The organism is uncultured Roseobacter sp., assembly GCF_947495025.1.
In the GTDB taxonomy this organism is placed as follows: domain Bacteria; phylum Pseudomonadota; class Alphaproteobacteria; order Rhodobacterales; family Rhodobacteraceae; genus Roseobacter.
The window spans coordinates 530,170-551,110 of sequence record NZ_CANLXG010000003.1 but is presented as its reverse complement, the minus strand read 5'-3'; the positions used below and the strand labels follow the sequence as shown (position 1 = coordinate 551,110).

Genomic DNA, 20,941 nt, shown 5'->3' with positions numbered 1-20,941 from the left:
GCGCATTTCTGAGCGTGTCGCAAGGCCTGTCATTTAATTATCATGAGTCCACTTTCACAGATGATCCCGTTCTGTCTGGTCCGTGTGATCCCGCGCGTAGATCAGTTCGTCATTCTCCCAGGCCTCCAGCCGCGCACGCAGATAGAAGGTGGTCGCATCGGACCACATCTCGCAGGTGGTCTCGGTCCGCAGGCGTATTTCGTCCCGCTCCAGTTCTTCGGTCCAGTGGCAGGCACCCCGGGCAGACAGCGGATCATCCGGATGAATACTCCATGTCTCGCGCGCAACCGATCCTGAAATGAGACCGTGATCGTTATCCCGGACCTTGCCAAAGTCATCTTCAATATGCAGGTGCACAAAGCCCGTAGCCATATCCGTTTCGCGCCGCCGGCTGCTGGCGGACTCACGCAGGGTCGTTGTCTCCCATGGCGCTGCCGCGTCTGGCTCGGGAAAGGTGTATTCAGCCTGTTTTGCCGTTTTTCGCACCGGAAGATGCAGCGCACCACCGGTCAGCGTAAGCTGAGTTTTCACCGGCGACGGCCAGACAAGAGGCCAGTATGCGGTGGAAACAGAAACCCGGAGCCTGTGTCCCGCGGGCACCCTGTATGCGATCTGATCCAGTTTCAGCTCGACGTCCACAATTTCTCCCGGTTGCATGGGCTCCGGGGCCGCCGAGCCATTGCGGTGGCTGAGATTCAGCACGCCATAGGTGATCCTTGTCACGGCACCGTCGGGATGCACATGGCCAAGCCGGACAGCGACCTGTGCCTGTGGTTCGTCGGATGCGACGGACAATCGTACAACAGGTCCTCCGAAGACGTCGGTGTCCCGTTCCAGCGGACCGCTGTCAAAGCAGACCGATCTGGTATCGTCGTCCCGCTGATCACCGGGCATCTCGGGACCGAGCCAGATTGCGCAGTATTCTCCGGCTTCTGCCCCACAATCCTGCGGAGAGCACACCGTCGCTGCAAGGCGGGCAGGGCCATCGGCCAGGCCGTCACGGGTAAAGTACAGTGAGCGATAGGGCAGATGGGCCGTTGCGCCATCCTGTTCCGCAACCCAGCGACCGGGGCGCTCTTCGTACCACCGCGCGGGGCGTACGCCGTCCATCAGATAAGCGCGATAATCTGGGTCATCGTCAACGCCGGTATCCTCGCCTTTCAGCCAGTGATCCCACCAGCGCAGCGCTTCCTGCAAAAAGCCGATGCGCGGTTCCGGAACAGCAAAATGCGGATACTTATGTACCCAGGGGCCAACGATCCCTTTGGCGCCGGGCAGGCTCTGGACCAGTTGTGGGACGGCGTTCTTATAGGCATCGCCCCAGCCGCCGATGGCCAGCACCTTAGCCTTGATTGCGCTGTAGTTCTCGATCACCGACCCATGCCGCCAGTAGGCGTCGCGGCGCTGATGTCGCAGCCAGACTGATGGCAGAAAGGGTTCGTTTTCAAGCCGCCGCAGCCACAGGTCCCGCCAGTTCTCACGCAGGGCCGGGTCGGGTGCGCGGGACGAATAGGCCCACATCGTGGCACCCCAGCCAAGGTTTTCGTTCAGCAGACAGCCCCCTTTGTAATGGATGTCGTCGGCGAACCTGTCCACCGTGGAACACAGCGTGATCACAGCTTTGAGCGGGTCCGGGGCCAGCGCCGCGACCTGCAGCCCGTTGAACCCGCCCCAGCTGATCCCCATCATACCGACCGTGCCGCTGCACCATTCCTGCTTTGCCAGCCAGTGTATGACCTCAACGGCATCGGCAAGCTCCTGTGGCGTGTACTCGTCCTCCATGATGCCTTCACTGTCGCCGTTGCCGCGCATGTCCACCCGGATGCAGGCATATCCACGTTGCGCAAACCACGGATGGGTCAGCGCGTCGCGCGCGCAGGTGCCGTCGCGCTTGCGATAGGGCAGGTATTCGAGGATCGCGGGAACCGGGCTGTCGCTGGCGTCTTTTGGTCGCCAGACCCTGGCAGAAAGCCGGCAGCCGTCGGATAGCGTGATGCCCATATCGGGCAGTTCTTCGATGTCGCGCAGAGTGTTGGCAGCAGTCATGACGCGACGGTCGCGCTGGTGACAGATTCTGTCAAGCCTCAGCGCTTTAACGCTATGACAAGGTCCATGACATTGGTTCCTGTGGGTCCGGTTTTCAGAAGCGCATCGCGCTCTGCGAGCCATGGCCCCGCATCCGCCCGGTCCAGCGCCTGCTGTCCGCTGGCGTCCCATGTCCGGCCACTCACCACAGCCCCGGCGGCATCTGTCGGTCCGTCTGTCCCGTCGGTGCCCGCAACAAGGACCTGCAGATCACCCATACCCGCGGTTTCGCGGGCAATAAGCAGCCCGAGGGCCTGGTTCCGGCCACCTTCACCGGGCGTTTCGGGCAGTACAACAGTAGGCTCCCCGCCAAAGAGATGCAGCCCCGGAGCACCATCGCGCAAACGCGCCGCGACCTGTTTTGCAACGGTATTCACGTCGTCGTAGAGCGTTTCGTCATTGGTTATCAGAGGTATATTCAGACGCGCCACCTCGGCGGCAACCGCCGCGCGTGCGATTGCGTTGCTGGCCACAATCCGGGGGGCAAATTCAAAAGGCACACCCTCCCGTGCATCCCCGATGCCGGAACCAATGACCGACAAAGCGTCACCCTCGACATCCGAAATGGCCAGAGTTGTCACCCGCGCGCCCCGGAAACTGTCCAGCAGCGCCCCGCCCTTGATCCGGCTGAGCTTTTTGCGTGCGGCGTTCATCGCGTGAATGTCCGCGCCCGAGGCAAGCATGTCGCGTGCGCGCGCACTCAGCCCGGCAAGGTCAAGCCCGTCCACCGGGTCTTCGGCCAGCGCCGAGGCACCACCCGAAACCAGCATCAGCAGATGGCTGTCCGGAGCCATAGCGGCCACTGTTTCACGTATTCTGCGTCCGGCGCGCAGTGAATTCTCATCAAGAACGGGATGCGCTGCCTCGATCACTTCGGCATGCCCGGGTGCACCATCTGCGTGTTGATATTTGGTAACGATCAGCATCGGCGCATCGCCGAAAAGCAGGGCCGCTGCGCGGGCCATGGCTGTCGCCGCTTTGCCGACGGCAATGATCTGATCCGGTGCGGGGCAGGGGGTTTCTTCCAGTGACTGGGTCACCGAAACATCGCCGCGCACCGCACGCACGCCAGCCTGAAAAAGCCTTTGAAGCAGATCGTCCTGTTGCATGCGGGGTTTGTGTCGCGATTTTCGGCGAATGGCAATGCTGATCAGGGGGTTTCAGTGTCCAGCCAGATGGTCACCGGCCCGTCGTTCACAAGACTGACCTGCATCTCTGCACCGAACCGGCCTGTTTCAGTCGCCACGCCAAGGTCGCGCAGATGGCCTGCGAAATCCAGATAAAGCTCTTCGGCCTCCGGCGGCCGCGCCGCGCCGGAAAAGCCCGGTCTGTTCCCCCGCGACGTGTCCGCGGCCAGGGTGAACTGGCTTACCACGAGAGCGGAGCCGCCGGTCTGGACCACTGAGAGGTTCATCTTGCCGTTTTCGTCGTGAAAGATGCGCAGCTTTGATATTTTCGCAGCCAGATTCCGGGCTGTTTCCGTGCTGTCACCAGGCATTGCGCACACCAGGATCAGAAGGCCCGGCCCGGTGCGCCCGACGACTTCGCCGCCGGTTTCAACCTGCGCATGGCGCACCCGTTGCAGCAGCGCTCTCACGTCTGCCAGTCCACGATATCAGCCAGTGCTGCGCGGTCGGTGCGGAAGCTGTTGGCGGGGTGGTGCGGGTCTGCGTATCCGAAGGAAATGGCACACAATACCATGCGGTCATCCGCTATCCCGAAATGGCTGCGCACAAATTCCGCGTAAAAGGCAACAGCCGCCTGCGGGATTGTGTCCACGCCACAGGCGCGGGCCGCCAGGGTGAATGCGGTGACAAATCCGCCGGTATCCATGGCGCCGTAAGGTCCGAGAGCCCGTGGACTGGTGACAATGGCCACATGCGGTGCGTCAAACAGATCATAATTCCGCAGCATCTGTTTTGCGGAACCGGTGCGGTCACCCTTTTCCACCCCAACGGCGTCGTAAAGCTGCCAGCCGCAGGTGCGCCGCCGGTCGCCGTAGACACCCGGATACCCCTCAGGGGCATCCAGATCCGGGGCAGGGGTGCCGGATGCGACTTCCGCTTTCAAAGCTGTGCGGAACCGGTCGGTGGCCGCGACCGAGGTCACAGAGATCTGCCAGGGCTGTGCATTGCACCAGGACGGCACCTGTCGGGCTGCATCAAGAATACGCTCGATGTCCTGCCGGGGCACCGGATCGGGGCGAAAGGCTCTGCAGGAATAGCGCTCGTCAAGAAGGGCGGAAAGCGTGTCGTAGCGTGTCATTGGTTAATCGCATAGATATAGGCCGCGCCCGCGGCCAGTACGGCTCCGGCGACAACGGCCAGCGCAATTTTGATGGCAGACCAGGGGCGTTCGCCCTGAACTCTGCCGGTGCGTCCGTTGACGACAAACCGGTACGTCTCCCCCCGGTACTTATAGGCCGCCAGCCAGACAGGCAGCAGTACGTGCTTGAAGGTCACGTCCCGAACAGTCGTATCGACATTGTGTATACGCTGACGATCGCCACCGATGTCAAAGCGGACGTCGCGCGCAATCGTAGCATCCATAAGGCCCCGCGCCTCGCGGAAGCCCTCTTCGAGGCTTACGGCATATCCTTCGGCGCGAAATCCGGCGAGGTACTCGGGAGTATAGGGCTCCAGCGCCGACAGGTCCCAGGGGGCCAGACCGTCCGTGAATTTCTTTGGCAGGCTGCGCGAGGCGAGCACCAGGACGTCGTCAAAAAACCGGGCCACGCGACCTGATGCGGGGCTCCAGCGGACGCGGGCCACACGCACCTGAGAGGTTTTTCCGTTCCGTGTGACCGTACGGGTTTCGTAATAGACCGTGCCCCGCTCGCCCGTGTAACGCGAGGCGGTGTCCGCATCAAAAGTCCAGTAGGGCACGTAGATGCCCTGCATCCGGCGCCCTTTGCGGGCATAGGCCTGCAGTCCGCCCGGCGCGAACCACAGACCGCCCAGCCAGTCACTCATGGCGGCGTGGGCTGCAGGTTCATCAAAGGCAAAGGGGAGGACCGCGCGCGGTTTTATGTGCCTGTGTGTTCCGGTATCTGCGACAACGGGTGTCGCGCAGAACGGGCATTCCGTGGCGTGCACTGCCGGATCAAATTCGACCTCTGCCGCGCAGTTCGGGCATCTGGAAACCCGGGTTTCCTCCATATCGGCCTGAGGCAGCGCATTGCCCAGGGCGTCCTGAAAATCCAGTTCGCGGATGGACGCCGCAGCCCAGGGACCGTGATCCAGTGCTTCGGTGTTGCCACAGTGGTCACAGCTCATCTGCCCGCCCGCCGGATCAAACCGAAGGTCCGCGCCGCAGGCGTCACAGGGGAAGTGGTGTTCGGCTTCGGGCACCGGGGGCGTGCCGCCTATGTGGGTATCGCTCACAGCCAGCCTCCTGGCAGCATGCGCCTTAACGCCCCGTCATTCAGAGCGCTGCTTCGCCAGAGATTAAAGATGCCATGCAACAACCCCGCGCCCAGCAGACCGATCAGAAGCTCCCGCGGTGCCGGACCGGGCAGTGTCAGGCCAAAACGGGCCGCCAGTACGGACACAGAACAGATGCCCAGAAACAGATACATGCCACGGTGCGCCCAGGGATGCACACGGCGCAGGGTCCCTGCAAGCGCAGGTCCTGGCCCGTTTAACAGGCCAAAGACCACCGCCAGGCTGCACATGGCCAGACCCGCGACACCAAAGAGCCACGACAGCACCGCGCTGCCGGTGCCCGCCGCAAGCAGGAGCATCAGCAGGATCAGCACGGACCAGTGCAGAAGTATGGTGGCGTTCCGCCGCATACCGGATCAGCCGGCAGGGGGCGGTGGGGGGGGCGGCAGCACCGTAAAGAGCTGCGCCAGCTCGGTGACATCTCCGGCCGCCAGCCAGCCGTCCTGGCCCGGTGTCCAGACCAGAGTTTCCCGTGTCAGCGATCCGTCGGTCGCCATACGTCCGAGGGCAGCTTTTGAATACGGGCCTTTGGTCTGACCGCTTTCCGCAATGTGCCAGACATGTTCTACGGGCGGCGGTGGCGGTGGAACTGCCGCCGGTGCGGCTGCACGTGCGCCCCACGGCCCCTGCTGCTGCGCTGCGGCCTGTCCGATCTGCATCCCCAGTCCCGCTCCGAGACCGGCCTGAATAGCTGCGGCGCCCGCACCATCCCGCCCAAGCGCCTCGGCTGCCTGAAACTGCATATATTCATTGAGATTGCCGATCACGCCCATGGAAGACCGCTTGTCCATCACTTCTTCAACTGCGGGCGGCAGAGATATGTTTTCTATATATAATTCCGGCATGGCAAGGCCATATTCCGCCAGTTGTGAGGCGATCTCACGTCCGACGAGCTGACCCAGCTCACGTGTGTTTGCGGCCATGTCCATGACCGGAATGCCCGCACGGGCCAGTGTGCGCGAAAACTCCTGTACGAGGATGTTGCGGATCTGAAAGCTGATCTCGTCCATGGTGAATTCGCCGTCTGTTCCAACGATCTCCACAAGAAATTTCGCGGGGTCCGCAACCTTGATGGAATAGGTCCCGAAGGCACGCAGGCGCACCGGCCCGAACTCGGGATCGCGGCAGATGATCGGATTTTTTGTACCCCACTTCAGATCGTTGAACCGGGTGGTGTTGACGAAATAGATTTCGGATTTGAAGGGGCTGCGGAAGCCATGATCCCAGTGCTGGAGGGTCGTCATCACCGGCATGTTGTTGGTTTCGAGCATATAGAGCCCGGGGGTGAATACATCTGCAAGTTGCCCTTCGTGTACAAATACGGCAGCCTGACCTTCGCGGACCGTCAGTTTGGCGCCGTATTTGATTTCGTGCCCCTCGCGTTCGAACCGCCAGACCATCGTGTCACGGGTGTTGTCCGTCCAGTGAATGACATCGATGAATTCTCCGGATAGAAAATCAAATATTCCCATTTAATCAGTCCTTTGTTTGTACCTTCTCATGTTTCACATGAGGTTTTCAGAGCGGCCCGGTTGTCAGTTCGCGTGCGATGATCCGGGTTATTGGTGCTGCCTGGTCTGCCGTCATACCCGGGGTCAGCCGGTCGTCGTAGAGCATGCGCAGGAGCAGTTCGTCATGGCCGGTCAGCAGTGCAAATTCGTCATCATCGTTGAAAATTGACGGCCTCGCGTCGCGGCTGTCATTGGCAAGGCCGAGCCCCTGAGCGAGTTCTTCGTGGATGCAGCTCTGGCGCAGAAGCCCTGGGTTTTCTGCTCTGATAAGCGCCACCGCTGCCGTGTAGGTGTTGGCCCCTGCGCCCGAAGCATAGGCGGCGACCGCGCAATAGGTGTCACGATTGAGGTTGCGCAATGCGTCCAGGCTCTGGGCTGTGATGCCGGGAATCTCTGCGGCGGCCATGTCGAGCGCCATGTCCCGGTCATCCTCTGAGGCAACAATCACGACGAAATTCGGCCGACCGAAAAAGCTGATCGGGTGCCCGGTGATGCTGGCCAGGCGGCGTGCATAGCTGCGGATTGCTTCGGTATCTCCGCTGGCCTGCGATGGTGGAAGGCCGGGCCCTGTGATCACTTTCATGCGCACCGGCGAACGCCACTTGCGCAGCGGGCTTTCTCCGCCACGCCCCTGCAGCGCGCTGGCGTATTCGTTGAAAAAGACGATCTGCTCGAAATTGCGCGCCAGCATGTCAGCGGTGTAGGGCGTGTCCGGCCCGCCACCGTCCGTTCGCAGCAGGCCCTGGTTCAGCTGAGCTGTCTGAACCTGTCCGAAGTAGCTGCGCAGGGCGGCACTTTTCTCGGATGTCGGGCGTATCTCGACAGGCGCGCCCTGTGGCGGGCGCGCCTTTGGGACAGCACTGGTGGCCAGCGGCACGTCACAGGCAGCCAGAGCCAGCAGAGCCAGCACCGCAGCACTTGTCTTCCACATGCCACGCAGCACAGCCGGTCAGCCCGGAACGGCAGTGCCGGCGTTATCACCCGTGCCGTCACCCCGCGCTTTGGCAGAGGCGAGGGTATCGCGCAAACGGGCTTCCATCTCCTGCAGCTCTGTTTCGGCGGCGGCACGGCGTGCCTTGCCTTCATCTGCAATCTGCAGGCTTTCCTCGATAGTGCCGATCAGATCGGCATTGGCCTGTTTGACCGCTTCAATGTCGAAGACGCCGCGCTCCATTTCCTCGCGGATGATCTTGTTGCTCTCGCGCAGGTTCTTCGCATTTGCGGTCAGCAGCTCGTTGGTCAGATCATTGGCGTCCCGTACGGCCGCCGCAGCCTCGGCAGAGCGCTGGATGGTCACAGCCTGAGCCAGCTGCGTCTCCCACAGGGGCACAGTGTTTACAAGCGTCGAATTGATCTTGGTAACAAGCGACTTGTCGTTTTCCTGAACGAGCCGGATCGAGGGCAGGGACTGCATCGTCACCTGACGCGTCAGTTTCAGATCGTGTACCCGGCGTTCCAGATCGTCCCGCGCCGCACGCAGATCACGCAGCTCCTGCGCAACCATTACCTGATCGCCCTCGGGTGCTGCATCTACTTCTGCCGCCTTCGCCGGGATGGTGGTTTCGTCCAGAACCCGCAGTTTTTCCTCACCCGCAGCGATGTAGAGCGCCAGCTCGTCGTAGAACTGCAGCGTCTTGTCGTACAGAATATCAAGTGATTTGATGTCCTTGAGCAGGGTGTGTTCGTGTTTGAGCAGATCGTCGGTGATCCGGTCGATCTGGTCCTGGACCTGCTCGAATTTGGCTGTGAACTGCGCAAAGGGCGCGGCTTTGCCCAGCAGTTTCTCCCAGAAACTGCGTTTACGGCGGACGTCCAGTTCAGAGACGGAAAAGCCACGGATGGTCGAGACGATGTTGCGCAGGCTGTCACCCGCCGGGCCCACATCCTTGTTGCGCACTCCGCCCAGCATCGCCTGGCTGATTTCCTGCAGTTCCACCTGTGCGCGGCTGCCGAAGGAAACGATGGAGTTGGTGTCTTCCATGTCAATCTCGGCCATGCGCCTGGTGATCTCGGCACCAACCGGCGCGTCTGCTTCTGCCAGAGGCACGATCGCCGTGGCCTCAGCAGGTTCGGGCAGCACAACGGCAGTCACTTCTTCGACCTCGGCCAGCGCGGCCTGGGCTTTTTCGCGTATCGTCTCAGACATTCCGGTTCCTCTCCTGTGCGGGCTGCGTCATTCCGTGCGCACCCCTTCGCGTTTAAGTCGGTCCCGCAGGACCTCAATCTCGACCGTAAGGTCGGTCTGGTCATCAAGCAGCAGCGTTTCTGTGCGTGCCGCAAAATTCTTTTCCATATCATCCAGCAGGACGAGGTAATCCGTTTTCGCCTGTACATCGCGCGAGCGTGCGTAGATGTCGGCAAATTTGGCAGAAGCGTCGCGCGCGCCCATCAGATAGACGCCGAGGTATTTCCGGGCCGCTGTCAGGTCGCGCGGATCGTCCTCAACCGTGGCGATAAGCCTGCGCGCGGCGGCCTGAAACTGCTCCATCCGCGCATTGACGTCGCGGTCCGCCGCGCGTTTCAGTGCATCATTCATTGCACGCAGGTGATCTTCGGCTTCGTCCACGACACGGGCTACGCGGTCCTGCTGGAAAGTATCTATCCCTTCCATGCCCTTATCGCTGAGCGGATCTGCGCCGAAAGCGGCAAAATGAAGCCCGGTGACCACGGCTCCGAACAGAACGGCGGCTGTAATGCCCGCCCCGTGACTGAAAGCGCCAAGCGCAATGCCGGCGCCCGCAAGGAGCGCGGCCAGTATTTTGCGCGGTACGGCAGGGCGGCGTGCGACCTTGCGGGCATGCCATGCCGCTTCGGCCTGCAGGCCACCGCGCAACAGCCAGGCACCCAGGCTCAGAACACCCGCTCCGGCAACACCGGTGGCCAGCCCCAGAGCACCGTTGAAAATCGCTGTAAACAGCAGAACGATTGCAGGCAGGAACATCAGATTTGCGCGGGCGCCTACAGGATCAACACGCGCGCCCGCATAGGCCCCCGGTCGGGACGGCGCGTTGTCAGTTTTGCCATCGGGGCTGTATTTTCCGCCGTATCTCTGCGCCATGCCGTCAGAGACCAGTCAGCAAGCCGGATGAAACACCCAGCATCACAAGCAAAAGCGCCACATAGGCCGTTTTCTGAAATGTTGTGGGCGTCATGGCTCTCCCTCGTCCCGGACACTCTGCGAATATATGCGCACATTTACAACCGCGCCAGTTTTCTGTCCGGATCAGGCGTCCGGGCCGTGTTTTCAGCGGTTTGTGCTTGCGCAGCAGGCGATGGCTTTAATGTGATGGCTGAAGAAACGGGACGGCAGGGGGAAAGCAGGCAGGTTTTTCACCTGCGCCTGTCAGCCGGGCCTTTTCCGGTCGCCCGGACCACCTTTGCGGCGCGGGCCGCGGCGCACCTGCGGTCGTCCTGCACCTTTTCCGCGCTGTGGGGTACGGGGTGCCGGCTTTTCCGGGGCGGCCTCAAGGCCAAGCTGATCGCGCACGATTTTCCGGCGCACTTCCTCGACCTCGCCCTGTTTCAGATCGCCAAGCTGAAAAGGGCCATAGCTGATGCGGATCAGCCGGTTCACAGACAGCCCGATTTCTGTCATGGCGCGGCGGATTTCACGGTTGCGACCCTCGCGCAGGCCAACGGTCAGCCAGGCATTTGCGCCCTGCTGGCGGTCGAGGCTGACGGTCATCGGCTGGAAATTTTCGCCATCGGCAGAAATTCCCCTGCGCAATGGCTCGAACGTCTCATCAGTGGGACGGCCGTTCACGCGCACGCGGTACCGGCGGAGCCATCCGGTCGAAGGCAGTTCCAGCCGCCTTTTGACCCCACCGTCATTGGTCAGAAGCAGCAGTCCTTCGGAATTCAGGTCGAGCCGGCCTATACTCATGACCCGCGGCATGTCCGCGGGCAGCTTGTCATAAATCGTGTCGCGGCCCTTTTCATCGTTGTCCGTACTCACCAGGCCGGTGGGTTTGTGATAGAGCCAGATGCGCGGCGGGTCGGGTTCGCCCACGTCTTTCCCGTCCACGGTAATCTTATCGGCAGCGGTGACGTTCAGGGCGGGCGAGGTGATCTTTTCGCCGTTGACGGTGACACGCCCGGCTTCAATCATACGCTCTGCTTCGCGGCGGCTGGCTACACCGGCACGGCTGAGGACTTTGGCGATGCGGTCGCCGGCGGGTGTATCGTCTGTGCTCATGGCGGCGGCATATCCTGTTTGCGGGTCTTGCGAAAGGGACGGCTTTGGGGGCATCACCGGGTATGAGTTTTACGTCGCATATGGAACAGGCCCTGTCAGAGGCGCGGGCGGCAGCAAAACGCGATGAGGTGCCGGTGGGCGCCGTCGTCGTGGATCCCCATGGCCGGGTTGTGGCTGCTGCGGGAAACCGGACGCGTGAACTGAATGATCCCACGGCACATGCCGAGGTGCTGGCCATCCGGGCGGCCTGCAGGGCGGCAGGCAGCGAACGGCTGACCGGACATGATCTTTACGTGACACTTGAACCCTGTCCGATGTGCGCCGCGGCCATATCGTCAGCGCGGATCGGGCGGCTCTATTATGGCGCGGATGATCCTAAATCGGGCGGGGTGGCGCATGGCGCGCGGGTTTTCACCCATCCGCAGTGTCACCATGTGCCGGAGATTTTTGACGGCATAGCAGCCGAAGAAGCTGAAGTGATGCTGCGTGCCTTTTTCCGCTACCGACGCTGACAGAAGGCCCGGCGGCCTGTCAGAGACTGATCGGCTGCAGGACTTCCGGTTCAATCACATTCACCCCGGGCAGCCCTTCGACGAGGTCAGCCGCGGACTGTTCAAGAAAATCAAACGTCCTGTAGTGGCAGGGGATTACGGTTTTGAAATCGAAGTACTTCTTTGCAGCCCAGGCCGCGCCCTTCATATCCATGGTGAAATGTCCGCCGGCGCTCAGAATGCCGATTTCCGGGCGGTAGTATTCGGCAATCCATCCCATGTCCGCCATTATGCCGGTGTCACCGGACAGATAGATCGTGCGCCCGTCGCCTTCGATGATAAACCCACACTCGCGCCCGACGGGCGCGCCGTCAGCCCCGGGCAGCGACGTGGAATGCATGGCCGGGACCATGCTGACGGCCACATTGCCCAGCATCACTTTGCCGCTCATGTTAAACCCGACGGTGCTCAGGCCTTCTGTCTGCTCAAAGTGGCCCATCAGGTCGTAGATGCCCACAGCAGGCGCCGAAAGTGATTTTGACAGCGCCACAAGGTCGGCGGTGTGATCGAAATGTCCGTGGGTGATCAGAATATGTGTCGCACCTGCCGTGGCGGCCTCGTGCTGGTCCTCTGTCAGCATCGGGTTGCCTGTCAGCCAGGGGTCCACCAGCAGAATCTGGTCTCCGATTTCGATCCGAAAACTTCCGTGTCCCATCCAGATGATATTCATTGAACCTCTCCGACGTTGCTTTAGGTGGCACAGTAACCGGGAAATCCGCCCAGAAAAGTCTTCATCGGGATATTTCCGTGCTCAAAAGGATTAAATTTGGAACTGACACGTCAGATTGATGCGTATTGCGAGCGGCTGGATCCCGGCTACTGGGCAGAGCCGGTGAATGCGGTGACAAATCTGGCCTTTATCATCGCCGCTCTGGTTATGGGACGCCGGACGCGCGGAAATATGATGGCGCAGGCGCTCTGTGTCGTGCTGTTTGCCATCGGCGTTGGCAGCTATCTGTTCCACACGCATGCTCAGGTCTGGTCGGCGCTGGCCGACGTCATCCCGATCGGCGTATTCATTCTGCTCTATCTTTTTGCGATCAATCGCGATGGCTGGGGACTGCGGGGCTGGCGGGCATTTGGACTCACGGCTCTATTTATTCCCTATGCAGGTCTGACCGTACCTGTGTTCGACCAGATACCCGGCCTTGGATCATCTGCAGGCTACGCGCCGGTGCCGCTGCTGATCCTGATTTACGCGGCGCTGCTGTACCGGCGGGCTCCGAAACTGGCCCGTGGCATGGCTGTCGGCGCGGTCATTCTGATTGTTTCGCTTACTTTCCGGACCATCGATGCGCCGCTCTGTGCTGCATTCCCGTTGGGTACACATTTTGCATGGCATCTGCTCAACGGGTTCATGCTGGGCTGGATGATCGCCGTTTACCATGCACACAGGCTTGGCAACAGCGCGGACGCGCGGTAAACGGCGGCAAGAGCAAAGAGGATGACGGAATGTCGATTGACGAGAGCACCGCTGCGCGTGTGGCCAAACTGGCCCGCATCCGGGTTGAGCCCGAAGCGCTGCCGGCACTGGCCGGGGAATTCAACACCATTCTGGGCTTTATCGAGCAACTGGGTGAAGTGGATGTGGACGGAATCGAGCCGATGACGTCTGTGACGCCGCAACGACTGAAGCGCCGCGTGGATGAAGTGCAGGACGGCAATCAGCAGGAAAAAATTCTCTCCAATGCGCCGGATGCGCGTGAGGGCTTCTTTGCTGTGCCGAAGGTGGTTGAATAATGACAAAGCTGAATGAACTGGGCCTGGCCGGGGCACGCGATGCGCTGCGTGCGGGCGAGACCACGTCACGCGAGCTTACCGAAGCCTGCCTGACAGCGATTGATGAGGCTGACGTCCTCAATGCATTTGTGCACAAGACGCCCGAGCTGGCGCTGGAGCGCGCGGCGGCTGCAGATCAGCGCCTTGCAGCCGGTGACGCGCCGGCAATGTGCGGGTTGCCGATCGGGATAAAGGATCTTTTCTGCACGAAGGGTGTGGCAAGCCAGGCCGGTTCGCGCATCCTTGAAGGCTTCCTGCCGGAATATGAAAGCACTGTCAGCCAGAACCTTGCAGACGCAGGCGCCGTTATGCTGGGCAAGCTCAACATGGACGAATTCGCCATGGGCTCGTCGAATGAAACTTCTGTCTATGGAAATGCGGTGAACCCGTGGCGGCGCGGAAACGATGATACCCCGCTGACCCCCGGCGGTTCGTCCGGCGGTTCTGCGGCTGCGGTCGCGGCCGACCTGTGTCTTGCCGCAACGGGTACCGATACCGGCGGTTCCATCCGCCAGCCCGCCGCCTTTACCGGCACAGTCGGCATCAAGCCGACCTATGGTCGCTGCTCGCGCTGGGGCATTGTCGCCTTTGCCTCTTCACTCGATCAGGCCGGTCCGATGACCAAATCGGTCCGTGATGCGGCGATCATGCTTGAGGCGATGTGCGGGCATGACCCCAAGGACAGCACATCCGCCGACCTGCCGGTGCCTGATTTCGAAGCGGCGCTGACCGGTGACATCCGTGGCAGGAAAATCGGCATCCCGAAGGAATACCGTATGGACGGTATGCCCGACGAGATCGAGGCTCTCTGGCAGGAGGGCATCGCAATGATGAAAGATGCGGGCGCCGAGATCGTCGATATTTCGCTGCCACATACAAAATACGCTTTGCCGGCTTACTATGTAATCGCCCCGGCGGAGGCGTCGTCGAACCTGGCACGCTATGACGGGGTGCGTTATGGCCACCGTGCGCGGCTGGAACAGGGCGACGGCATCACCGAGATGTATGAAAAAACCCGCGCCGAAGGGTTTGGCCCGGAAGTGCAGCGCCGCGTGATGATCGGGACCTATGTTCTCTCTGCGGGCTTCTATGATGCCTATTACAATCGCGCGCGCCGTGTCCGGACGCTCATCAAACGCGATTTCGAGCAGGTTTTCGATCAGGGCATCGACGCAATCCTGACACCGGCGACACCGTCTTCGGCTTTTGGCCTTGGCGAAATGACCGATGCCGATCCTGTCGCGATGTACCTCAATGACATCTTTACAGTGACGGTGAACCTGGCTGGCCTGCCGGGGGTTGCCGTTCCGACGGGGGTTGATCATCAGGGTCTGCCGCTGGGACTGCAGCTGATCGGGCAGCCATGGGCCGAAGCCGAACTGCTGTCGGCCGCCTGGCGCCTGGAACAGTCTGCGGGCTTTGTGGCAAAGCCCGGAAAATGGTGGTAGCCTGAAGGCAAATCAGAAACCCGGCAGGCTGTCTCATGCGTTTTCGTTTCGTCTTTGTTCCAATCGTGCTGGCGGGCCTTGTGGCCTGCGCACCGCAAATCCCTGACAGCGCCCGTGGCGTTGGTTTCGGTACGTCCTTTGAGGAACAGCAGGCGCGGGACGCAGCGCTTCAGGGCAGCCAGATACGTGTGTCTGAAACGGTGCGTGCGCCGATCGGTGGCACCGGCGCGCCGCCACCTGTGACGGGTGTCAGCCCCGTGCCCGGATCCGCCGAGGCAACTGCAGCAGAGACGACACGTATTCTCGCGCAGACCGGCGGAACCGCAGCCGCCGACAGTGCCGCACTGAACTCCGGTGTGGCACCGGTCCAGGCGAGCCCGTCAAACCCGGCACCGCTGGTCATAAACAACCCGGGTATTTCGGACGAAAACGATTTCGAGGCCGTCGCCGGTCGTCAGACCATAGAAAGTGATGCCGCCCGGATTGAACGCAACCGGGCACAGTACCAGGTGGTTGAGCCGGAAGCGCTCCCGGAGCGCAGCGGCAGCAGTCAGCCGAATGTCGTGGCCTTTGCGTTGCAGACCACCCATCCTGTCGGCGCGCGTGTCTATTCACGTGCCGGGCTGAACGGGGCCGCAAGGGCACAGCGCAACTGCGCAAAATACCCGTCGCCTGATCTGGCGCAGATCGATTTTCTGGAACGGGGCGGGCCCGCTCGCGACAGGCTGGGCCTCGATCCGGATGGAGATGGCTACGCCTGTGCATGGGACCCTACACCTTTCCGCAAGGCGTCTCAGGGCTGACGCGCCCGTGCGCCATCGCCGGTCCCCCAATTTCGGAGAGCGCAGGCAGGGCCTCAGGCCCACGATTGTTGTCATCCACTATACAGCCATGCAGGATGCCGCCGCCGCCGAAGAGCGCCTGTGTGATCCCGAGGCGGAGGTTTCTGCGCATTATCTGATTGACCGGTCGGGACAGGTAACGTGCCTGGTTGACGAGGAACACCGGGCCTGGCATGCCGGCGTTGGCGAATGGCGCGGTCTGGATGACATTAACTCACGTTCGATCGGTATTGAGCTCGACAATACCGGTGCGCAGCCTTTCCCCGAACCCCAGATGGTGGCGCTGGAGGAACTGCTCAGAAGGCTCATGGGCCGCTGGCAGATTGCCCCGGAAAATGTCATCGGGCATTCAGACATGGCACCCGGGCGCAAACACGACCCCGGTACACGGTTCGACTGGCAGCGACTTGCCGCGTACGGTCTGGCAGTGGAAACCCGCCGGGCAGGTCCACAGGCGCCGGACAGTGCTGCCTTTCGCAGCGCATTGGTACAGGCCGGATACACTGCGCCCTGCAGCGACGCAGACCTGCTTGCCGCCTTCAGACTGCGTCACAGACAGGGCGCTCTCGGCCCGCTCGATGAGGAAGATATGGCCCGTGCATCGGGCTGCGCGCCTGCATCAGAAAACTGATTGCGGAGGTCTGCCAGGTCCGCTTCTGCCGGCCGGGCCGGTGTTTCACTGCCTTGTTTTTCCGGTCTGGCAGAATTTACCGGCAGCGCAGCAACCTGTTTCTGATTGACCCCGTGAAAGGTCAGGCGTAGCCAGTCAGGCGCGCGGAAGGCCGGATGGCCGCGGCGCCGGCTTGCCGGTGTCGAGGAAAGTCCGGACTCCAAGAAGCAGCGGTGCCGGGTAACGCCCGGGCGGGGTAACCCGACGGAAAGCGCCACAGAAAACAGACCGCCAGGTGTCAGGTCGGGAAACCGAAACCGTCATCTGGTCAGGGTGAAACGGTGGGGTAAGAGCCCACCGCGTGCCTGGCAACAGGCGCGGCATGGCAAGCCCCACCGGGAGCAATGCCAAATAGGGATCGCGTGTCCGGGTGACCGGACGGGGCCGCTTTTGCTCTCGCAGATCCGGGTTGGCAGCTGTAGCTGTCCGGGCAACCGGGCAGTCAGAGGAATGGTCATCGAACCGGGGTTCGCTCCGGGGAACAGAATCCGGCTTACAGGCCTTCCGCGCGTCAGAAACAGAAAGGACTTCAGCGATGGATCTCAGGGGTAAACTTGCAGTTGTAACCGGCGGCAGCGACGGAATCGGCCGCCACATCTGCCTGAAACTTGCCGCCGCCGGCTGTGGCGTGGCGATCCTCGGGCGGAACGCTGACCGGCTTGCCACAGTCGAGGCAGAAACGCTTGCCGCAGGGGCGCCGAAGGCCGCCGGTCTGGTGTGCGACATGACTGACCCGTCCGCCATTGCCTCTGTTGCCGCAACACTCCCGACGCGGCTGGGAGCGCCTGACATCCTGGTGAACAACGCGGGCATCTGGCACAGGACCGGGCCGCTCGATACTATCCCGGAAGACATGGTCGAGCAGACGATCCGAACCAATCTGACCGGGACCATTCAGCTGACCCGCGCGCTTCTGCCCGACCTTCGAAAGCGCGACGAGGCAGCAGTGCTGAACGTCATATCCAAATCCGGTGTGGTCGCTCAGGCTGGCCAGTCGGTCTACACGGCCACCAAATACGGCATGCGTGGTTTCACCGATGTTCTTAAATCTGACGAGGCAGAAACGGGTGTGCGAATTGCCGGTCTCTATCAGTCGGGCACCAATACAGGCATGTTTGCCAAGGCCGGAGAAGATGTTCCCAATCACATTTTCACCGAACCCGATGATCTGGCAGACGTGGTTGTGTTTATGCTGTCCCGGCCACCAAAGCTGTGGATGCACGAGGTCCGCGTCGAATTGTAGGTAGGCAGATCAAACATTTTCAGCCTGATTTCTGATCAAGTTCGAAAAATATCGCTCAAAAAACAGGCTTTTTTATAAACGGCGTCAATTCGGGCAGCATCATCCAATTCTGCTGTTTTATTCGGCACCTCTTTGTTTCACCTCCTCTGCAAATCTGAATTGGGGAGGATCAGAATCATGAACGGAGCGGATACCGCCTGGATCATCGTGGCGACAGCACTGGTGCTGTTTATGACGTTGCCCGGCCTTGCGCTGTTTTACGGCGGACTTGTGAGGGCAAGAAATGTGCTCAGCGTCTTCATGCAGTGTTTTTCCATTGCCTGTCTGATGAGCATCCTGTGGCTGGCCGCGGGCTATTCCATCGCTTTCGGTGACGGGAATGCATTTTGGGGCGGACTTGGAAAGTCTTTCCTCAACGGGGTGGATGCGGACACTTTGTCGGGCACTATTCCGGAGGTCCTTTTCTTTGCCTTTCAGATGACCTTTGCGATCATTACGCCGGCACTCATTGTCGGCGCCTATGTGGAGCGCATCGGCTATGCCTTCGTTCTCATGTTTTCGGGCCTTTGGATGCTGATCTGTTATGCCCCGGTCGCGCACTGGATCTGGGGCGGTGGTCTGCTGGCCGGCGCGGAATGGTCGCTCTTCGCCGATGGCGTGAATGATTTTGCCGGGGGCATTGTGGTGCACCAGACCGCGGGTATTGCAGCACTTGTGCTGGCCGCCATGCTGGGGCCGCGCCGCAACAAAAACGTACCTCCCCACAATCCGGGAATGGTGATGATCGGGGCGGCGATGCTCTGGGTGGGCTGGTTTGGCTTTAACGGAGGCTCGCAGCTTGCAGCCGACGGTGGTGCGGCCATGGCGCTGACGGTGACCCATATTTCGGCCGCTACGGCATCGCTGACCTGGGCTGGCTGGGAAAAGATCCGCTATGGCAAAGCCTCGCTGGTGGGCATGGTCACCGGTACGATTGCCGGTCTGGCGTCCATCACGCCGGCATCTGGTTCGGTGGGCCCGGTTGAGGCGCTCTTGATCGGCGCGGTTGCAGGCATCATGTGTCAGGAGCTGTGCGGCGTGGTGAAAAACGTGCTGAATATCGATGACACGCTGGACGTTTTTGCAGTGCACGGTGTGGGCGGAATGTTCGGCATCATCATGCTGGCGGTCTTCGGGCATGCATCCTGGACAGCGCAGCTGGGGGGGCTGGCAGTGGTCGGAGCCTGGACGCTGGTGACAACGGTTGTGATCATCCTTGTGGTTCGCGCCGTGGTGCCTCTGCGGGTCTCTGAAGAAGACGAAACAAGCGGCCTCGATCTGACATCGCACGGCGAGCGGGCTTACGATATGTCGTCCTGACGGACGCAGAAACCAGAGCTGAAAGGGCCGGGGTGCAGAGTGCTCCGGCCTTTTATCGCAAAGGCATGGGAATTACATGTTCCGGCAGGCTTTTGCGGTTGACTCGGGGCGGCATCCGGGTAAAAGCCGGGCTTCAGGATTTCACGCCGCCCCTCACCGGAGCCGGGCAGCAGCAGGAGACTTAACATGGCCAAGCCAACCACGATCAAGATTCGTCTGAACTCCTCGGCGGGGACAGGCCATTTCTACGTCACAAAGAAAAACGCGCGTACCATGACCGAGAAAATGGTCGTACGTAAGTACGACCCCGTCGCGCGCAAGCACGTCGAATACAAAGAAGGCAAGATCAAGTAAGATCGCCTGACAGTTTTTACTGAAAGCCGCGCCGGAAACGGACGCGGCTTTTCTGTGTCCGGACCGGTTCAGAAGGGTTTGTCCGCCGGGACACCGTCGAGCGTGGTATAGCGACGGGTATCCGTTTTCCTGTCGTAGCGCATGATGCGGTCGAGCCCCGGATAGGTCACGGTGTCCTCTTGCGCGCGCGACCCGATTACAAGGTACCGCACGGGTCCCGACGTGTTGTTGATCAGGCAGTGGGCCACGGGGGTGCCGGCTTTCCAGCAGGCGGTGTCTCCGGGATAAAGGGTGTGTTCGGCATCGTTTTCCCGCAGGGTGACGTTTCCGCTCAGGATGTAGACCATTTCATCTTCCACGGCATGCCAGTGGTCATACGAGGACGAAGCGCCCGGTGCCAGTTCCTCAATGAAGGCACCGAACTGCGACAGCCCACCGCTGTCGCTCAGCAACTCTGCGGTATACTGACCAAGGGGGTCATCCGCTGCGCCGGTATCCTGTTGCGCCTGTCCGTTTCTGATGATCGTCATGCAGATCTCCCAAAGAAAAAGCCGGGCGCTTTCGCACCCGGCTCTTCTGTTTTCAGCATCAGCTGGCAGCTTATTCGCGGTTACCGAACAGCTGCAGCAGCATCATGAACATGTTGATGAAGTTCAGATACAGGCTCAGTGCGCCCATGATACCCGACTTCTGCAGCCACTCTTGGTCGCCGTGATGGGCGTGTGCCAGGTACGTGTTCTTGATGTTCTGCGTATCATACGCCGTCAGTCCGGCAAAGATCAGCACGCCGAGCGCCGAGATTGCAAACATGATCGCCGTCGAGCCGAGGAAAATGTTGACGATGGACGCAACAACAAGGCCGATGACGCCCATGATGAGGAAGCTGCCCCAGCCGGAAATATCTTTCTTGGTGGTGTAGCCCCACAGGGACAGGCCGGCAAAGGCGATCGATGTGATCAGGAAGATCTGAGCGATCGACATGCCCGTAAAGGCGACGAAAATCCAGGAGATCGACAGGCCCATCACGCCCGCGAAGGCGTAGAAGAACAGCTGTGCCGCCGCGGCCGAGAAGCGGTTGATCATCGCGCCGAACATAAAGACCATGCCCAGCGGCGCAAACATCACGATCCAGCCGAGGATGTTGGGTTGCAGCGTGATCGGATCACGGAACACCGCCATCAGCGAAGGCGCCGTGCCGACGGCCCACGCAACTGCGAAAGTGATCAGCATGCCTACGGACATTGTCGCGTAGACTTTGTTCATATGGGCGCGCAGTCCCTCATCAATCTGGGCGGCGCGGGATCCGGCCGCAGACCGGATTGTATTCACGTCAGCCATTTAAAGACCTCCAGTTAAACCAACAGGCGCGTCAGACCCTCTGCGCGCTCTCGGGTCAAATATCGGTGGCGAAGGTGTCTATTTCAAGGCTTTTCGGTCAGGAATGCGCCGGTTTGCGACGAT

23 protein-coding genes and 1 other RNA gene are annotated in these 20,941 nt (G+C 61.1%); 10 read left to right on the top strand and 14 right to left on the bottom strand.

Annotated features, from left to right (window positions below; genetic code table 11):
- Positions 1-54 precede the first annotated feature (54 nt).
- From Q0792_RS16900 to Q0792_RS16850, 11 genes are all read right to left on the bottom strand, one after another.
- On the bottom strand, positions 55-2,046 hold the full coding sequence (locus Q0792_RS16900) for a CocE/NonD family hydrolase (RefSeq protein ID WP_298843492.1): 1,992 nt from the start codon (positions 2,044-2,046) through the stop codon (positions 55-57).
- A 38-nt stretch (positions 2,047-2,084) separates the two neighbouring features.
- Positions 2,085-3,194: a DUF4147 domain-containing protein gene (locus Q0792_RS16895; protein ID WP_298843487.1), complete on the bottom strand. Its 1,110-nt coding sequence runs from the start codon at positions 3,192-3,194 to the stop codon at positions 2,085-2,087.
- A gap of 41 nt (positions 3,195-3,235) precedes the next feature.
- Entirely contained in the window at positions 3,236-3,682 is a 447-nt protein-coding gene (gene dtd, locus Q0792_RS16890) for a D-aminoacyl-tRNA deacylase (protein ID WP_298843485.1), read from the bottom strand.
- Positions 3,679-4,350 carry a nitroreductase gene (locus Q0792_RS16885; RefSeq protein ID WP_298843481.1) on the bottom strand — a complete coding sequence of 224 codons (672 nt, stop codon included), beginning with the start codon at positions 4,348-4,350 and terminating at the stop codon, positions 3,679-3,681. Before Q0792_RS16885 ends, dtd begins: the two co-directional genes overlap by 4 nt.
- The gene (locus Q0792_RS16880) at positions 4,347-5,468 is read right to left on the bottom strand and encodes a TFIIB-type zinc finger domain-containing protein (protein WP_298843478.1); all 1,122 of its coding nucleotides are present in this window, start codon (positions 5,466-5,468) and stop codon (positions 4,347-4,349) included. Before Q0792_RS16880 ends, Q0792_RS16885 begins: the two co-directional genes overlap by 4 nt.
- Positions 5,465-5,878, bottom strand: a complete 414-nt coding sequence (locus Q0792_RS16875; RefSeq protein ID WP_298843475.1) for a hypothetical protein — start codon at positions 5,876-5,878, stop codon at positions 5,465-5,467. Before Q0792_RS16875 ends, Q0792_RS16880 begins: the two co-directional genes overlap by 4 nt.
- 6 nt (positions 5,879-5,884) lie before the next feature.
- Positions 5,885-7,000, bottom strand: a complete 1,116-nt coding sequence (locus Q0792_RS16870; protein WP_298843471.1) for an SPFH domain-containing protein — start codon at positions 6,998-7,000, stop codon at positions 5,885-5,887.
- Between the two features lie 46 nt (positions 7,001-7,046).
- A complete protein-coding gene (locus tag Q0792_RS16865; protein ID WP_298843468.1) occupies positions 7,047-7,970 on the bottom strand; it encodes a DUF2927 domain-containing protein in 924 nt (307 codons plus the stop codon).
- A gap of 18 nt (positions 7,971-7,988) precedes the next feature.
- Positions 7,989-9,185, bottom strand: coding sequence for a toxic anion resistance protein (locus tag Q0792_RS16860; protein WP_298843465.1), 1,197 nt, complete (start codon positions 9,183-9,185; stop codon positions 7,989-7,991).
- A 27-nt stretch (positions 9,186-9,212) separates the two neighbouring features.
- Entirely contained in the window at positions 9,213-10,097 is an 885-nt protein-coding gene (locus Q0792_RS16855; protein WP_298843462.1) for a 5-bromo-4-chloroindolyl phosphate hydrolysis family protein, read from the bottom strand.
- Positions 10,098-10,382: 285 nt separating this feature from the next.
- Positions 10,383-11,234: a pseudouridine synthase gene (locus Q0792_RS16850; protein ID WP_298843459.1), complete on the bottom strand. Its 852-nt coding sequence runs from the start codon at positions 11,232-11,234 to the stop codon at positions 10,383-10,385.
- A gap of 62 nt (positions 11,235-11,296) precedes the next feature.
- Here Q0792_RS16850 and Q0792_RS16845 point away from each other — a divergent pair, with 62 nt between their 5' ends.
- On the top strand, positions 11,297-11,746 hold the full coding sequence (locus Q0792_RS16845; protein ID WP_298843455.1) for a nucleoside deaminase: 450 nt from the start codon (positions 11,297-11,299) through the stop codon (positions 11,744-11,746).
- 19 nt (positions 11,747-11,765) lie between these two features.
- Here Q0792_RS16845 and Q0792_RS16840 read toward each other — a convergent pair whose 3' ends face one another.
- Positions 11,766-12,455: a metal-dependent hydrolase gene (locus Q0792_RS16840; RefSeq protein ID WP_298843453.1), complete on the bottom strand. Its 690-nt coding sequence runs from the start codon at positions 12,453-12,455 to the stop codon at positions 11,766-11,768.
- A 96-nt stretch (positions 12,456-12,551) separates the two neighbouring features.
- Here Q0792_RS16840 and Q0792_RS16835 point away from each other — a divergent pair, with 96 nt between their 5' ends.
- The 9 genes from Q0792_RS16835 to rpmG all read left to right on the top strand — a co-directional run bounded on the left by Q0792_RS16835 (position 12,552) and on the right by rpmG (position 19,480).
- Positions 12,552-13,208 (top strand): ceramidase domain-containing protein, encoded by a 657-nt coding sequence (locus Q0792_RS16835; RefSeq protein ID WP_298843451.1) that lies wholly within the window; start codon positions 12,552-12,554, stop codon positions 13,206-13,208.
- Positions 13,209-13,237: 29 nt separating this feature from the next.
- Complete coding sequence (gene gatC, locus Q0792_RS16830; RefSeq protein WP_298843449.1) at positions 13,238-13,525, top strand: Asp-tRNA(Asn)/Glu-tRNA(Gln) amidotransferase subunit GatC; 288 nt, start codon at positions 13,238-13,240, stop codon at positions 13,523-13,525.
- On the top strand, positions 13,525-15,012 hold the full coding sequence (gatA, locus tag Q0792_RS16825; RefSeq protein ID WP_298843447.1) for an Asp-tRNA(Asn)/Glu-tRNA(Gln) amidotransferase subunit GatA: 1,488 nt from the start codon (positions 13,525-13,527) through the stop codon (positions 15,010-15,012). The genes gatC and gatA overlap by 1 nt, the downstream gene beginning before the upstream one ends.
- Before the next feature lie 35 nt (positions 15,013-15,047).
- On the top strand, positions 15,048-15,815 hold the full coding sequence (locus Q0792_RS16820) for a hypothetical protein (RefSeq protein WP_298843444.1): 768 nt from the start codon (positions 15,048-15,050) through the stop codon (positions 15,813-15,815).
- Positions 15,816-15,822: 7 nt separating this feature from the next.
- A complete protein-coding gene (locus Q0792_RS16815) occupies positions 15,823-16,485 on the top strand; it encodes an N-acetylmuramoyl-L-alanine amidase (RefSeq protein ID WP_298843441.1) in 663 nt (220 codons plus the stop codon).
- Positions 16,486-16,628: 143 nt separating this feature from the next.
- Positions 16,629-17,036, top strand: an RNA gene (gene rnpB / locus Q0792_RS16810) — RNase P RNA component class A.
- 23 nt (positions 17,037-17,059) lie between these two features.
- Positions 17,060-17,767, top strand: coding sequence for an SDR family oxidoreductase (locus tag Q0792_RS16805; protein WP_298843439.1), 708 nt, complete (start codon positions 17,060-17,062; stop codon positions 17,765-17,767).
- Positions 17,768-17,944: 177 nt separating this feature from the next.
- On the top strand, positions 17,945-19,126 hold the full coding sequence (locus tag Q0792_RS16800; RefSeq protein WP_298843436.1) for an ammonium transporter: 1,182 nt from the start codon (positions 17,945-17,947) through the stop codon (positions 19,124-19,126).
- A gap of 186 nt (positions 19,127-19,312) precedes the next feature.
- Positions 19,313-19,480, top strand: a complete 168-nt coding sequence (gene rpmG, locus Q0792_RS16795; protein ID WP_011454349.1) for a 50S ribosomal protein L33 — start codon at positions 19,313-19,315, stop codon at positions 19,478-19,480.
- A 68-nt stretch (positions 19,481-19,548) separates the two neighbouring features.
- Here rpmG and Q0792_RS16790 read toward each other — a convergent pair whose 3' ends face one another.
- Together Q0792_RS16790 and Q0792_RS16785 are read right to left on the bottom strand one after the other, a co-directional pair.
- Complete coding sequence (locus Q0792_RS16790) at positions 19,549-20,010, bottom strand: cupin domain-containing protein (RefSeq protein ID WP_298843431.1); 462 nt, start codon at positions 20,008-20,010, stop codon at positions 19,549-19,551.
- Between the two features lie 70 nt (positions 20,011-20,080).
- The gene (locus tag Q0792_RS16785) at positions 20,081-20,818 is read right to left on the bottom strand and encodes a Bax inhibitor-1/YccA family protein (protein WP_298843428.1); all 738 of its coding nucleotides are present in this window, start codon (positions 20,816-20,818) and stop codon (positions 20,081-20,083) included.
- Between the last annotated feature and the right edge of the window lie 123 nt (positions 20,819-20,941).